The 14,993-nt window shown below is 62.6% G+C and carries 13 protein-coding genes; 7 read left to right on the top strand and 6 right to left on the bottom strand.

The window, feature by feature from the left end:
* Positions 1–676: 676 nt before the first annotated feature.
* The 4 genes from J2T23_RS15995 to J2T23_RS15980 all read right to left on the bottom strand — a co-directional run bounded on the left by J2T23_RS15995 (position 677) and on the right by J2T23_RS15980 (position 4,026).
* Positions 677–859 (bottom strand): hypothetical protein, encoded by a 183-nt coding sequence (locus tag J2T23_RS15995; protein WP_307361549.1) that lies wholly within the window; start codon positions 857–859, stop codon positions 677–679.
* A gap of 44 nt (positions 860–903) precedes the next feature.
* The gene (locus J2T23_RS15990; protein ID WP_307361546.1) at positions 904–2,562 is read right to left on the bottom strand and encodes a thiamine pyrophosphate-binding protein; all 1,659 of its coding nucleotides are present in this window, start codon (positions 2,560–2,562) and stop codon (positions 904–906) included.
* Positions 2,563–2,892: 330 nt separating this feature from the next.
* Positions 2,893–3,387: a hypothetical protein gene (locus J2T23_RS15985; protein WP_307361543.1), complete on the bottom strand. Its 495-nt coding sequence runs from the start codon at positions 3,385–3,387 to the stop codon at positions 2,893–2,895.
* Positions 3,388–3,522: 135 nt separating this feature from the next.
* Positions 3,523–4,026 carry an Lrp/AsnC family transcriptional regulator gene (locus tag J2T23_RS15980; RefSeq protein ID WP_307361541.1) on the bottom strand — a complete coding sequence of 168 codons (504 nt, stop codon included), beginning with the start codon at positions 4,024–4,026 and terminating at the stop codon, positions 3,523–3,525.
* A 93-nt stretch (positions 4,027–4,119) separates the two neighbouring features.
* Between J2T23_RS15980 and hisC the strand changes: the two genes are divergently transcribed.
* Together hisC and J2T23_RS15970 are read left to right on the top strand one after the other, a co-directional pair.
* Entirely contained in the window at positions 4,120–5,217 is a 1,098-nt protein-coding gene (gene hisC / locus J2T23_RS15975; protein ID WP_307361538.1) for a histidinol-phosphate transaminase, read from the top strand.
* Positions 5,218–5,260: 43 nt separating this feature from the next.
* On the top strand, positions 5,261–6,673 hold the full coding sequence (locus tag J2T23_RS15970; protein WP_307361535.1) for an amino acid permease: 1,413 nt from the start codon (positions 5,261–5,263) through the stop codon (positions 6,671–6,673).
* Positions 6,674–6,950: 277 nt separating this feature from the next.
* On the opposite strand, the gene J2T23_RS15965 is transcribed toward J2T23_RS15970, so the two are convergent.
* Positions 6,951–7,586: a hypothetical protein gene (locus J2T23_RS15965; protein WP_307361531.1), complete on the bottom strand. Its 636-nt coding sequence runs from the start codon at positions 7,584–7,586 to the stop codon at positions 6,951–6,953.
* 135 nt (positions 7,587–7,721) lie between these two features.
* Here J2T23_RS15965 and J2T23_RS15960 point away from each other — a divergent pair, with 135 nt between their 5' ends.
* Both J2T23_RS15960 and J2T23_RS15955 read left to right on the top strand, forming a co-directional pair.
* Positions 7,722–8,483: an APC family permease gene (locus J2T23_RS15960; RefSeq protein WP_307361709.1), complete on the top strand. Its 762-nt coding sequence runs from the start codon at positions 7,722–7,724 to the stop codon at positions 8,481–8,483.
* 48 nt (positions 8,484–8,531) lie between these two features.
* A complete protein-coding gene (locus J2T23_RS15955; protein ID WP_307361529.1) occupies positions 8,532–9,311 on the top strand; it encodes a carbon-nitrogen hydrolase family protein in 780 nt (259 codons plus the stop codon).
* A gap of 198 nt (positions 9,312–9,509) precedes the next feature.
* On the opposite strand, the gene J2T23_RS15950 is transcribed toward J2T23_RS15955, so the two are convergent.
* Positions 9,510–9,659, bottom strand: coding sequence for a hypothetical protein (locus tag J2T23_RS15950; protein ID WP_307361528.1), 150 nt, complete (start codon positions 9,657–9,659; stop codon positions 9,510–9,512).
* 342 nt (positions 9,660–10,001) lie between these two features.
* On the opposite strand from J2T23_RS15950, the gene J2T23_RS15945 reads away from it, so the two are divergent.
* From J2T23_RS15945 to J2T23_RS15935, 3 genes are all read left to right on the top strand, one after another.
* Complete coding sequence (locus J2T23_RS15945; protein ID WP_307361526.1) at positions 10,002–10,703, top strand: hypothetical protein; 702 nt, start codon at positions 10,002–10,004, stop codon at positions 10,701–10,703.
* Positions 10,704–10,932: 229 nt separating this feature from the next.
* Positions 10,933–11,583, top strand: coding sequence for a hypothetical protein (locus J2T23_RS15940; RefSeq protein ID WP_307361524.1), 651 nt, complete (start codon positions 10,933–10,935; stop codon positions 11,581–11,583).
* A 92-nt stretch (positions 11,584–11,675) separates the two neighbouring features.
* Entirely contained in the window at positions 11,676–14,831 is a 3,156-nt protein-coding gene (locus J2T23_RS15935; RefSeq protein WP_307361522.1) for a DEAD/DEAH box helicase, read from the top strand.
* The last annotated feature ends 162 nt before the right edge of the window (positions 14,832–14,993 follow it).

The following is a 14,993-nucleotide window of genomic DNA, read 5'->3' as shown; positions in this document are numbered from 1 at the left end:
GGACTTATGGGTCTGGATTTCTTGCCCCGAAGTCATTTCCTCGGGGCGGTCATCCGCGCGGCGCAAGGTGCCGATGTGGTCCGGCACGAAGTTGCGACAGAGGTTGAGGAGCTGCAGATGCAATTCCTTCCCGGCAACTTCAGTGTTGGCTCTGGTAGTCGTAGACCCCAGTTTGTAGTTCAGCCGGACGCAATCTTCGAGACTACGAATACCTACAGCCAAATGCATCAGGTACGGAAGCTTTCATCCCGAGCAATTGGCCCGTGAGTAAGTCACACTCATGTCCAAAGCCGGTCCGGCAACTCCCATGCTCTTACTTCTGGGCGTGACGCCGCCGCTCCGCGTCAAGGGCAACGGTCAGCTTGAGATCGCCGAAGCTGTGGGACGATTTCTTGGCCCGGTCCTAGACCGCGTAGTCGATGACGAGCTTCCTTCCGAGTCCGTGCTTATGTCACGGCTACCAGAGGTTTTCTGCTGGATATCTTGGCAGGAATTGGACAACGTTATGTGCGAATCAGCGGCAATGTTCTCAACAGGTCATCCTTCCGGAGACGCCTCCATTCAGCGCACTGCGGCGTTTGTCCATGACGCCATTGCCTGGCATGCCTGACCAAGTCCCAGCTCCGACACTCGCGCTCCAGAAAGTGCAACTTCCGGGCAGCCGATAAATTGAGAATCAGCGCTTTCGGGGGACGTTAGCTCGAACGTCGGCAGCCTGTTCCTCATCGAGCACCCAGCGCTCGTACTTACGGTGGTTCGGATACTTCTTGCGTAGGTAGTCCCGGACCACCTTCCCTGGCCGTTGTTCGTCGACGTAACCAAGTTCCCGAGCGAGTTCGGCGGGTTCGTACGTACTCATGACTTCGAGTGTAGGCCTGGGTGCTGGCGTTCTGTGCTAAGGACCTACCCCGCGACAGCCGCCTTCGCTGCCCGCGTGGCGTTCATCCACTCGGTCAGCCACGGCGCCCGGACGCTGGACGTGATCCGGCAGTCGACCACAAACGTTCCCTTCGCGCCGGCGTCGATCCAGTCCTGCAGCGCGGACAGGTCATCCAGCGAGCGGATGACCGCAGACTCCGCTCCCAGAGCCCGGGCAACACCGCTGAAGTCCACCTCGGGGATCAGCATGGGCTTTTGAGTCAGGCCCTCGGAGCCGTACTGGTGGATCTCGGCCCCGTAGGCGGAGTCGTTGTAAATCACCACGATGGCGCTGCGGGCCGTAGAAATGAGCGATTCGAGGTCGGACAGGCCCATCAGGAACCCGCCGTCGCCGGAGGCAAGGACCAGCGTGCGGCCGTCCTCCAGCGCACGGGCGGCCCCGACGGCGCTGGCCAGGCCCAGCCCGATGGTCTGGTAGGCGGTCCCCACCATCACCAGGTCCTGCGGCCGCGGGATGTTCCAGTACATGGGCGCCCAGCCGATGAAGTGCCCGCCGTCCTGGACCACCGTGCGGCGCTCCGGCAGCACGGGGTCAAGGGCGGTGGCGAGGGCGCGCGGGTCCAGCCGGCCATCCTCAGTCTCGGCCGAACCCAAATCATGCCCCGGCCCCGCAGCCAGGCGCCGAGCAGCTTCCGCCCGCCAGCCAGCCACAGCGGCCTCGCCGTCCAGCAGCGACAACAGACGCGAAGCAGCGGCCTTCGCGTCCGCCTGAATGAACAGGTCCACCCGCGGGTTGGTCGGCTGCAGCGCTGTGTCGATCTGGATGACAGTGCTGTCCGGGCCCAGCAGGTGCCCGAACCGCATGGTGAACGGGCTCAGGCTGGCCCCTGCCACCAGGACCACGTCGGCCTCGCCCATGAGCCCGGCCGCGGTGTCGGTGCCGAAACCGCCGGCCACGCCCAGGTACCCCTCGCCATTGAGGAGGTTGAGCGCCAGGGCGGTTCCGGCGGTCAGTGCGCCGAGCCGGTCGGCGAGTTCGCGCAGTTCCTGGCCGGCGCCGGCGAGGTGCGCACCCCGGCCGGCCAGGATCAGCGGACGCCTGGCACCGGCGAGGAGGCGGGCAACCTGCCCAAGGCCGCCGTCGACGTCGTCCGTCACCTTTGGTGGCGCTGCTTCCGGAAGGTCCTCGTCCGCAGCATCGAGTGCGGCGAGGTCGTACGGGATGGCAAGCACGACGGCGGTGCGCCGGGTGAGTGCGTAATCCACCGCCTGCCGGGTGATGGCGCCCGCGGCGCCGCGGGTGACGGTGAAGGTGGCCGCGCCGAGTCCGGCGGCGATCGCCGTCTGGTCCACGTCCCAGGGCCGGGCGCCGGTGCTGGGGGCGTCGCCGGTGACCAGCACCACCGGGATCTGCGCCTGGACGGCCTCGGCGAGGGCGGTGAGCGCGTTGGTGTAGCCGGGGCCGTAGGTGGTGGTGCCCACCGCGAGCCGTCCCGAGGTCCGGTAGTAGGCGTCGGCCGCGGCGATGGCGGCGCCCTCGTGCCGGACGGGGGAGAAGCGGAGGCCCTGCTGCTCGGCGGCGTCCAGGAAGTGGACGTTGCCGTTGCCCATGACGCCGAAGACGTCGCTGACATAGCTGCTGAGAACCTGTGCCACGCGGCCGGAGACGGTAAGAGAAGTCATGCAGGCATCGTGTGGGCTGCATCTCACGTTTGCAATACCGTCGTATTCAGTTGGGACTTTTGGCAGCAGGGGAGCAAGAAGGTGACAAAACGCCCAGCTAAGCCAACAACTCAGGAGCGGCATCAATCGTTAGTTGGAGTGTTTCAGTAGGGCTGGCCCACCCGTCGATGCCTAAGTTTGAACGCCAGGTCGCTGAGGGACCATCCGGTAGCGTCACCTAGGTATGGCTGCTGATCTCACGAGCAGCAGCCATACCTTTGGAATTAGCGAGGCCGAGCAATTTGGTGCGGTCCTACCCTGCGTAGACCGTCACGGTCACATGCTGCGGGGTCAGTTCTTTTTTAGGTTTACCGTCGTGGTAGTTCCCAGTGCACTGACCTTGTAGCTGATGCTGCCGCCTTCGTACTTGAATTCCTTGGTCGCGTCACTGGATGCGAGGAGGGCCGACTTGGTGGCATCGACATCCCGTTGGGACGTCCAGGTGTAGGGCTCGCTGGCGCTGGTGGGGCCGGCGAACGTGCCAACCCAGTAGATCGAGGTCGTATTGCCACCGTCGGAAACCCACTCGATAGTCATCTTGTCGGCGGTGATGCTTGCCTGCTGGTACGACTTCTCGCTGTTCGGGTTGCTCTGCTTCCAAGCGCCAGTCAGGTCCGGGACCTTCGGAGCCTCCTGCGTCGTCTTAGAGTCGGAAGCAGCGCCCGCGGTGCTTCCTGCGCCGCCGCAAGCCGTCAAGGCAAGAACGGCAACGAGAGCAAGTGATGAAATGGACTTTTTCAAGGATTCCCCCAAATGGAAATAGGTAATTGAAGCATCAAGAATCATATGCCGGGAGACCGCCGGTGGTCGCACGCAGAACCACGAGTCGCGCGCCCAACAATAGAGACATTCCGTTGCGGCAAAGTTGCAAACATTCCAAGCGCCTCTATTTGGGTACTGCGGATCGCTATGTCATCGCGCCTAGTCAGCCGGACGCGATTCCTGCTCGGACAGCCGGCTGATGAGGCCGTCGTACCGGGGCGGCATGAGTTCCAGGATGGAGATGGCCGTGCTGGTCCGCTCGATCCCGTCGATCTCCAGGATCTCGTTGGTGATGCGGTAGAGGTCGGCCGTGCCGCGGGCCACCACCTTGGCCATGAGGTCCGCGTCCCCGGTGGTGGCGTGCACCTCGATGACCTCCGGGATGGCGGCGAGCCCGTTCTCCACCGAGCCGGTCCGCGTCTGGCTGATGGACAGCGAGAGGAAGGCCATCAGTTCGTAGCCCAGCGCGGCGGGGTCCAGCCTGCGGCTGAAGGAGCGGAGCGCGCCGCTGCGCTCCAGCCGTGCCAGCCGGGCGTGGACGGTGTTGCGTGCGACGCCGAGGGTCCGGGAGAGTGCCAGGGCGCTGGCTTCGGGGTCCTTGTCCAGGGCAAGAATGATCCTGCCGTCCAGGGAATCGAGGGTGCGAGAGTTCGCGATGGTCATATTTTCACCACAAGTACTAGAAGTTGAGCAGAAGTCCCAAGCATGGAAGCGTACCTTGCATTGTGGTCCGGGTCACTTCCATGATCGGAATTCATGACCAGTGATCAGCTTGTTGCCGCTCCCGAAACTGCGTTGCCCACCCTGCGTGGCGCAGTGGCCGGCCTTCCGTCCTACGTCCCGGGCCGGCGCGGCACCGGCGCGGACATCGCCGCCCTCGCCAGCAACGAAAGCCACTACGACCCCCTGCCCGCCGCCGTTGCTGCGGTGGCCGAGGCGGCCGGGAGGATGAACCGCTACCCGGACATGGCCGCCGTCGAACTCCGCGAACGGCTCGCCCGGCACCTAGGCGTCACCGCGGAGGAAGTGGCGGTGGGGCCCGGCAGCGTGGGCGTCCTGCAGCAGATCATCACCGGACTGTGCGACGCCGGGGATGAGGTGGTGTTCGCGTGGCGCTCCTTCGAGGCGTACCCCATCCTGGTGGAGCTGGCGGGCGCCCGGCCGGTCCGCGTGCCGCTGGACGACTCCGAGGGCCACGACCTTGAGGCCATGGCCGCCGCCGTCACCGACCGCACCAAGGTGCTCCTGCTGTGCACGCCCAACAACCCCACCGGCGTACCGATCAGCCACGGCCGCCTCGAGGCCTTCCTGCAGTCCGTCCGCTCCGACATCCTGGTGGTGATTGACGAGGCGTACGTGGAGTATGCCGACGCGGGCAGCGGCCCTGACTCCCTGGCGCTCTACCGCCGGTACCCGAACGTCTGCATCCTGCGCACGTTCTCCAAGGCCTACGGGCTCGCCGGCCTGCGCGTCGGGTACGCCATTACGACGGCGGCAATCGCTGACGGCCTGCGCCGCACCGCCCTGCCGTTCGCCGTAAGCGCGCTGGCCCAGAAGGCGGCCATCGCGTCGCTGGACGCGGGTGAGGAGATGGAAGCCCGGGTTTCCGCCGTAAAGCAGGAGCGCGCCCGGATGGCCGCGGAGCTGGCAGCCCAGGGCTGGACACTGCAGCCAAGCCAAGGGAACTTCCTGTGGATCCGCGCCGACGATGCCCTCCTGGCAAGGCTGGTGGACGCGTTCGACCACGCGGGCATCCTGGTCCGGGCGTACCCGGGCGACGGCGTGCGGATCACCGTTGCCGATCCCGCCTCCAACAACCGCGTGCTCCGGCTTCTCGAAGCCCACGCGGCCTGAAGTTTATCCCCAACAGTTCTACCTACAACTAAGAGGAATCCCCATGGAACAACAGACAAAGACGTCTGCCCGCCCCCTCGGCGCGGCCCTCAAACCCCGGCAGCTCACCATGATGGGCTTGGGCAGCGCCATCGGCGCGGGCCTGTTCATCGGCTCCGGCGCGGGCATCCAGGCCGCCGGCCCGGCGGTGCTGATCTCCTACCTCGTGGCCGGCACGCTCATCATCCTGGTGATGTGGGCGCTTGGCGAGATGGCCGCGGCCAACCCGGACAGTGGCGCCTTCTCCGTCTACACTGCCAAGGCCTACGGGCCGGTGGCCGGCGCCACTGTGGGCTGGCTTTGGTGGCTGCAGCTGGTGGTGGTCATCGCCGCCGAAGCCCTTGGTGCGGCGGGGCTGCTGGCCACGATCTTCCCGGCCCTTCCGGTGTGGCTGATGGCCTTCGTGTTCATCGTGGTGCTGACCGCCGTGAACCTGACCAGCGTGAAGAACTTTGGCGAGTTCGAGTTCTGGTTCGCCCTGTTCAAGGTGGCGGCGATTGTTGGGTTCCTGCTGGTGGGCTTTGCGCTGCTCTTCGGCCTGGTGCCGGGCGTGCAGTCGCCGGGCATGGCCAACTTCACCGGCGCCGGCTTCGCGCCCAGCGGCTTCGGCGGAATCGCGACCGCACTGTTTGTGGTGGCGTTCGCGTTCGGCGGCACCGAGATCGTGTCCGTGGCCGCAGCCGAGACCGCCGAGCCGGCCTGCAGCGTGAAGAAGGCAGTCCGGACCGTGCTGTGGCGCATCCTGGTGTTCTACATCGGCGCCATCTTCGTCATCGCTGCGGTAGTCCCGGTGGGTTCGGCGGGGCTGAAGAGCCCGTTCGCCGCTGTACTGGACGCCGCCGGCATGCCGGGTGCGGCCACCGCTATCACCCTGGTGGCCGTCGCAGCGCTGCTCTCCGCGTTGAACGCCAACCTCTACGGTGCTTCGCGGATGGCATTCTCCCTGGCCGAGCGGGGTGAGGCACCGCGCTGGCTCGCTTCCGTGTCCAAGGCACGGGTTCCCGTCGTTGCCGTCCTTGCCAGCGTTGCCTTCGGCGTTGTCACGGTTGTCCTGGAGCTGATGTTCCCCGAGATGGTCCTTGGCGTCCTGCTGAACATCGTTGGTTCCACGTGCCTGCTGGTGTGGACGTCAGCTCTCCTGGCCCAGCTCGCACTGCGCCTTCGCGCCGACCGCGAGGGGACGGAGCTTCCCCTGCGGATGCCGGGCTTCCCGTGGCTGACTTCCCTTGGCCTGGTTATCCTCGCGGCGATCTTCACGGTGGGCTTCATCGGCGAGGACTCCCGTCCCCAGTTGCTGAGCACCTTCGCGCTCGTGGCGGTGCTGACGGTCGGGTGCTGGGTGAACCACCGGTCGCGGAAAGTATCGGCAGCCGTTGGATCTTCGAAAGAGGCCAAGCAGTCGGTTCTTATCGACTGAAGCACGTGCTCTGAACGAATTTTTTGGTTCAGGCACATGACGGGCGCGTCCGGCTTTGGTAGGGCGCGCCCGTCGGCCTGATCATGCGAGCATCGCTTCGGGTGTGATGGCTGTGGTTTCTTGAGGTGGCCATGTTTCCAACTGACGACGCACGTGTTGTGCGACTTCTGCATCGCTGGATGTGTTCGCCGGAACGTGACCATCTACAGGCCCAAAAGGGACTTTGCTATGTCTACGCTGACAACCCATTCGAACCCTTCAAGATCCTTCGAGAAACTCAGAACGAATACTCAAAGCCGCCGCTGAGGCCGGATTTGAGGACGAGGATGCCGTGAGCCGAGGGTAGGTCAAGGACGACTTTGGCCGTGACTTTCTCCGCGGGGCCCATTCCGCCACTCGGGAAAGTGGCTGAATCCGCGATGCAAGAGTAAGTCGCGATAGTACTTAGACTGCCGTTGAACGTTGTTCCATTCTCTGCGATGTACTTAAAGTCACGGCCAGATATGTCAAACTTCGGGTAAGTGGATTCAGCCAGTTCAGGTGTCGTTTCCACCGTTATGTCGATAAAGACGATCTGGCCGTTCTCAGCGGGCCTTGAATACTGTTGGTCGCAGGCACCGGGTGTGATGGTATTTACCGTGAACTTCGTGCCGACTTTATTCGTGGATCTATCCGATATAGTGCCGATATCTCCCGGCTGCATCAAGAGATTGCCCCTGACTGACTTTTTGTCATCCCGACTCGGCGTTGGTGAAGGCGTGGTTTTGACAACGGGCGCAGCCGAAGGCGCCGATATCGGCGAAGCGTCTCCTGCCCCGGTCGCTGCCGGAGTCGCGTTCTGGCTACCAGATCCGCAGGCCGTCAGTGTCAGGGTTGCTGAGACCCCGAGAATTGCGAGGATCTTACGACGCATGTCTCTCCCTCCTTAAGGCAGGCACATTATCGCCCCCCGGTCGATGATGCAGTCCGCATCTCCGTCATCGTGGCATTTTTCACTCAAGGATTACCTTGTAATTGATCAAGGTTTCCCTTTTCTCAGGAAGGACAAATTTGTTCCGGGCAGAGTGGTTCCGTCCTTCAAGGTCCAGCCGTCACCACCCTCTCCGAGGAAACCGTCAACCCGCGCCGGACCGTGCCGCGCGCCATCATGCTCGTGGCCCTGATCGGCGGCGGCATCTTCGTGGCGGTCTCCTACGTGACCCAGCTGGTCCACCCCGGCGGCGTGTTCGAGGACTCGGCCTCCGCGGCCAGCTCCATCGCCCTGCAGATCGGCGGGCAGCTGTTCGGCGCCGTGTTCCTGGCCGGCCTGGTGGTGGCGCAGTTCGCCTCCGGCCTCGCCGCGCAGGCCAGCGCCTCCCGGTTGCAGTATGCGATGGGCCGCGACTCCGTCATCCCCAAGGCCGTCTTCGGCCGGCTGAACGAGAAGTTCCACACCCCGGTGGCGAACCTGGTGATCACGGGTATCGTGGGCCTGATCGCGATCTTCCTGGACGTGGCCACATCGACGTCATTCATCAACTTTGGTGCCTTCACCGCCTTCACGCTGGTGAACGCGTCGGTGGTGTTCCACTATGTGCGCCAGCGCCGGGCCGGGCATCAGCTGAACCCGGTGTCTTACGTGGTGGTCCCGGTGATCGGCGCCATCATCTGCGCCTACCTGCTCTCCCAGCTGGACAGCAACGCCATTACGCTGGGACTGTCCTGGTTGGTGCTGGGCGTGCTGGTCCTGGCCCTGATCACCCGCGGGTTCAAGGCCTCGCCGCCGGAGATGACGGCCACGGAGAAGGCGACGGTCGAGGCGGCTGCCTGAGTTTTGGTTGGTTTGGGTCCTGCTGTTGGGCCGAGGGAAGGAACACTCGTGAAGATAGCGCTGGGGCAGCTGGAGTCGGGCGCCGACATCCGGGCCAACCTCGCCGCGATCGACCGGTTCGCCGCTCAGGCCGCGCGCAACGGTGCCGCGCTGGTCGCCTTCCCGGAGTACGCCACCTATGAGAAGAAGAAAATGGACGCGACGTTCCCGGAGGTGGCCGAGCCGCTGGACGGTCCCGTCTGCCGGGAGCTTGCCGCCATCGCCCGCCGCCACCGCATCGCGCTGGTGGCGGGCGTGGTGGAAACCTCCGAGGAGCCGGGCCGGGCGTACAACACGCTGGTGGCTTTCGGGCCCGACCGCGGCTGGCTGGCTTCCTACCGGAAGATCCACCTTTTCGACGCGCAGGGCTTTGGGGAGTCGACGTTCATCAAGCCGGGCCCGTCCACGGATCCCGTGGTGTTCGAGCACGGGGGAGTGCAGTTCGGACTGATGACCTGCTACGACCTGCGGTTCCCGGAGCTGGCCAGGTCACTGGCCGACGCCGGCGCGCATGTCCTGCTGGTCTGCTCGTCCTGGGTGCCGGGCGAGCACAAGACGGAGCAGTGGCTCGCTTTGAACGCGGCGCGGGCGATCGAGAACAGCGTGTACGTGGCGGGTGTTTGCCAGGCACCGCCGGTATCCGTGGGGCGGAGCGTGCTGGTGGACCCGATGGGGGTTGTCGAGGCTGACCTTGGGCTGGAGCCGGGCGTGCGGGCGGTGGAAGTTTCGCTGGAAACGGTGGACCGGGTACGGGAGTCGTTCCCGATGTTCAGGCAGCGGCGGTTGTAGGGGCAAGTCGGCGGCCGAGAGCAAGCCTGAGGGACACTGATCCAGAACTTAGGGAATTTGATTTGGGTCTGGGAGAGCTCCGCCATGCGTCGGCGACGTAGAGGAGTTCGGGATTGCGGGAAGCGGCGGATGCTGTTTCGATGCACTTGGCGGCCAGGATTGGTCGTCGTATCCGACTATGACCGAGCTGTCCTCCGATCAGTGAATTTCCGACTTGAGGGTGGTCAGGCTCAGCGCCAGTGGGTCCAGAAGGCCGCCCGGATGCATCGGTGCTTCGCCGCGGCAGCCAAGTAGCTTCAACGCGGAGGCAGCGGAACCGGCAGCGTTGCGACGCTGTTTCAGCTCCATTCTCTGGGCTCCCTTGCGGCTGGGCCTGCCATGCAGACGCGGCGGCGGCGGTCAGGATTGTGCGGATGGGAGGTTCCCCCACTGGCAAACGGCGGCAGGTGGACGGGTTACCTGTTCATTCATGCTGGGACAGGTTCGTTGCTCATCGGGGTTGACACAAAGTCCAAATTGACTCTCGGCTTGCTTATGTGGATAGTGCTGGCCATCTGGCGCGCCCATAATTTAACTTTATGGAGGATGTATATAGAATTTTGACAGGCGAATTTTTTGACAGTCGATAACATATAATCGTTTTATGCGCGGAAGATAGCTCCGGCATTGTATGATCCAGGGGGAAGTGTCATGAATCGAATCAGTAATAACAAACGCAGCCAGAGGGTTAAGCGACCACGCCGGTACCAACAGCTGACGCTATTCGCTTTTATGACCCTTCTGATACTCACCATCCCGGCGATACTCATTTTCACCGGCAACCCTGATCCTGCCCTTGGCGCCCTGCTGCTCTTCCCGTCGTTGGCTTACACAAGTCAACTCGCGTCAGCCAGTATGCGATCAGCGCGCTTCCGACACTGGTTCCGATGGCTCTGCTTACTCGGAGGAATTGGCTACTTGTTTCTATGGGTGATTGGTCTCCAAGGAACGAAGTACTTCACTGACGCTTTGCTTGCTGCAACGCTTGGTGGGGTCGGTCTGCTCTATTGCTTCATCGTCGACCTTCTAACGCCCTCTTCGAATGAAGGGAGAGTACAGGAAGCGGACCGCCCCAACTGGATTGCCTCACACGAAACAGGAAAGTTACCCCAAGGTGTGCAATTTGATCCTCTGGACGGAATTTCGGGTATGCCGGCTTCCCCGGGCATCGTCACTGTCATCGTTCACGAGGCCAATACAGGGATGCGGGTGAGGAAGCTCATCTACAGCGTTTACGACCTGTCGAAGCAGGCTCCACAAAATACAACAGTGAGCCTCTCAACCTCTGCTTCTAATGCAGCCGCTGATGTAGAGCCTTCCCAAGATGACGAATCGCTATCAAACCTGCGTTAAATGCTATCCGCCACACATCTCTTGGATCAGCAGACCAGCCTGAGATGGTCAGAGTGAGTCCGGCGCCGGTGGTTGCCCACCTCGGGAAATGGGCAGACAGCGGAGAAGAGGTGGAACGAACTGACTTCACGTTCGGTGGAGACGCATGCCCGTGGATCGGACACTGTTCCAAGTTCCCGGAGGGCGATGGCATTTTGCTTGTCTGCTGGACTTGTATCAGAGTTGTTCTGTGCCGCAAACAAAGGGAAAAGTACCCCAAGCAACCCAACGAGGTAACTCCACGAAACAATGGACTGGCAATTTGTCGAATCCTTTGCTAATTGCCCTAATCAGCGCCCTTGTCGGTGCGTCCAGTGCTCTACTTGTTGCTGGCATCGGGGCGGTTGTGACAACGCAGACGGTTCAGCAACAGCTTCAGGCAGAAAAGGAGAAAGAGCATCGGGAGAAAACGCCGGCGGTCTACACTTCCTACCTTGACTCCGCGAAACGCTACCGTGCGGCCCAAATGAACCTTGCTACCTATTCACGTTCAAGGGGCATTCAGAACCCTGACTCTACACAAGGGAGAGCCATGTCGCTCTCGGACCCAGCAGTTAAGGACCTACTTCTGGCGCGCGATGCTGCCGCAACAGATTACGAGTCTGCGATCGACAATCTCGCCGTGTATGGCTCTGATGAGGCGTGGAATATCCACAAGAAAATTGCTGCCGGGTTAACCCCAAGTAAAGTTATTGATGCTGATGGGGATGGCGTAGACGAAACAGGCTTTGGTAACTATATGGACGATTTGCGCATTGAGTTCTGTGAAACTGTCTCATTGAAAGATGAGGCATGCCATACACGTCGTCTGGCCCCGGAATTTGTGCAGGCCTTTCGGTAAGTTAGCTACCGGCCGAAGTCACTCCTCTCAGATCCAGCAGCTTCTCCTCGTCGTTGACCGCAAGCTCGCTTAGGTTGCCGTACTCTAGCGCCGTGATCAACTTCATTGGGGGTAAAGCACCAGAATCCTTTCCCGAGGGGCTCTATGAGCTGCTCCGCACGGAGGAACTCGACAAGAAGCTTCGAGAGAGGCCGGATATTACGGCGCAGTTCGCGTCGACTGAAGCAGACAATGTGCCAGCCTTTCTGGCGCGGCACGTGGCACGTGCGGTTGAAATAGCTGTCTCCGACGCAAGCCCTGAGGATCGTGTTGGGCTGGTAAATAGGGTTTTGCGGCAACTAAACGTCACGGACACGGTCGCACCAGGCCCCACTGTGCTCCACTCGCTCCACCGCCCGGACGCACTCAAGCGGCGCCAACTTCGCCGCCCCACCACGAGGCTGAGCGATTCGGCACTCCTCACCAACAGCAAAGACGACCCGAACCTCGCGGCAGAGCTCCGGGCCGAGATGGAGTCCGCTGACACCGTCGATCTCCTTTGCGCCTTCGTTCGCTGGACCGGCCTGAGGCTCCTGCAGCCCGCGCTTGAACAACTCAAGGAGCGCGGCGCCAAGCTCCGGGTCATTACCACCACCTATATGGGTGCCACCGAACGCCGCGCCATTGACGAGCTCGTCAACCGGTACGGGGCCGAAGTCAAGATCAGCTACGAAACCCGGGCCACAAGGTTGCACGCCAAGGCCTGGTTGTTTCGCCGTAACACAGGTTTCGACACCGCGTACGTCGGCAGCTCTAACCTCAGTCAAGCTGCACTGCTGGACGGGCTGGAGTGGAACGTCCGCCTCAGCTCGGTCGCGACGCCCGCCCTCCTGCAGAAGTTCGAGGTCACCTTCGACAGCTACTGGGAGCAGCGAGCCTTCCAAAGCTACGACCCGGAGCGCGACGGCGAAAAGCTGGACGCCGCACTGGAACGCAACGGCGGCCGACGTACCGCGGTGCCGGACGCGCCCACCGGGCTTGAGGTTCAGCCGTTCTTGCATCAGGAGGAGATGCTGGAGGACCTGGAAGCGGAGCGGCTCAAGGGTTTCAACCACAATCTCCTGGTCGCCGCCACGGGCACCGGCAAAACAGTCATCGCGGCTTTGGACTACAAACGGCTGTCCGAAGGTGCCGGCCGCGACCTCAAACTACTCTTCGTCGCCCATCGCCGGGAGATTCTCAAGCAGGCGATGCGCACCTACCGTGACGTCATGCAGGACGGCGTCTTCGGTGAGCTCTACGTGGGGGAGCACAAGCCGCGGGAGTGGAAGCACATCTTCGCGTCTGTCCAGTCGCTGTCTTCCCTCGGCATCGAGCAGCTGAAGCCGGACTTCTTCGACGTCGTCGTCATCGATGAGTTCCACCACGCTATGGCGCCCACGTACCGCCGCCTGCTGGACCATCTGAAACCGCAGCAGCTACTCGGACTCACGGCTACACCGGAACGCGGTGACGGCGTCGACGTCGCCAAGCAGTTCTTCGAAGGCCGCACCGCCAGTGAACTGCGCCTCTGGGATGCACTGGACGCTGACCTGCTGGTGCCGTTCCACTACTTCGGCGTCTCCGATGACGTCGACCTGAGCCAGTTAGAGTGGAAGCGTGGCAACTACGACACGACCCAGCTGAGCGCCCTCTATACGGGCAACGACGCCCGCGCCGCAAAGGTGATCCGCGAACTCCGCGACAAGGTCACCAGCACCGACCATATGCGGGCAATCGGCTTTTCTGTTTCAGTGCAGCACGCCCACTACATGGCTGAGGTGTTCAACCGGGCCGGCATCGCCTCCGTGGCTGTCGACGGCACCACTGACAATGCTGACCGCGAGGAAGCTCTCAGGCGCCTGGGGCAGCGGGAGATCAACTGCATCTTCGCCGTCGACCTCTTCAACGAAGGGCTGGACCTGCCGCAGGTGGACACCATCCTGCTGCTCCGGCCCACGCAGAGCGCCACGATCTTCCTCCAGCAGCTCGGGCGCGGGCTGCGCCGTGCGGAGGGCAAAGCGGTGCTGACGGTCCTGGACTTCATCGGCCAGCAGCGCCGTGAGTTCCGCTTTGACCTGCGCTACCGGGCGCTGACCGGCTACGGGCGCAAGGAGCTGGAGAAGGCTGTTGAGGAGGAGTTCCCGTACCTGCCGTCCGGCTCCCAGATCGTGCTGGACCGGGTCGCGCAGAAGGTGGTGCTCGACAACATTAAGGCGCAGCTCCGGTTCAACCGGGCGCAGCTGGTCCGAGACATAGCATCGTACGCCGAGACCGAGCTGGAGGCCTATCTGGAGCGGTCGGGGAACGACGTGAAGACGATCTACCGTTCCACCCGGGACTCGTGGACGGGCTACCTCCGGCAGGCAGAGCTGATTGACGGGTTCTCGCCGCTGGAGGCGGTTCTCAGTGGGAGGATCCAAGTGCTCTCAGATGCCGATGAGAAGAAGCTCTTGGGCCGGATGGCTGCGCTGATCCACGTGGACGATCCGGAACGTGCCGCGGCCTATTCCATGCTGGTTACTCCCGACGCGCCCCGCTATGCAGAGCTTGGCATGCGCGAGCAGGCTTTTGCGCGCATGCTTTTTTACACGCTTTGGGATGACGGTGGCGGGTTCAAAACGTACGACGACGGACTGGACTACCTGCGCAGCTACCAGTTTGTGTGCAGCGAGATCCGCCAAGTCGTGAAGCTGGGAGTGACCGCATCCAAACACGCAGCCAAGAGCCTCGGCGCGGGGCTGCGGCACATTCCACTGCTTTCGCATGCCACCTACCGGCGCGAAGAGGTTCTGGCTGCGTTGCAGTACGCTTCTCTGGAGCAGGGCAAGAACGTACAACACCGCGAGGGCGTTGCGTGGTGTCCGGCAACGGCGACCGATGCCTTCTTTGTCACGCTGAACAAAGATGACAAGAAGCACTCGGCGACGACGATGTACAAGGACTACGCGATAAGCCCGGAACTGTTTCACTGGGAATCGCAGAATGCAACGTCACCTGGCAGCACGACGGGGAAGCGGTACCTGGACATGGCGACCCACGGTTCAAAGGTTCTGATCTTCACAAGGGATACGGCGGACGACGAGACAGGCCTGACAGTTCCCTACACGTGCCTGGGCCAGGTGGACTACGTCCAGCATTCAGGAGAGAGGCCCATTGCCATCACGTGGAAGCTGCGCCGGCCGATGCCCGCGGATGTTTATGCGACGGCTGCTGCAGTGGCGCAGTAGTTTTGTATGACACGAGGTCAGCTCGTGGCTTCTTCTCTAAGTCGCCATAGGTGGTGGAGAATTTCTCGAACTTTAGGGAAGAATTGACGTTCAGTAGATGGGCAATTCGTTCTTAGTGATCTACTCGCTTTGTTTGCGTCCGCACGGTTGCCAGATAGTAGA

The organism is Pseudarthrobacter niigatensis (assembly GCF_030812615.1).
In the GTDB taxonomy this organism is placed as follows: Bacteria; Actinomycetota; Actinomycetes; order Actinomycetales; family Micrococcaceae; genus Arthrobacter; species Arthrobacter niigatensis.
Note: the sequence above shows the minus strand (reverse complement) of the source record. Positions and strands in the feature narration are given on the sequence as shown.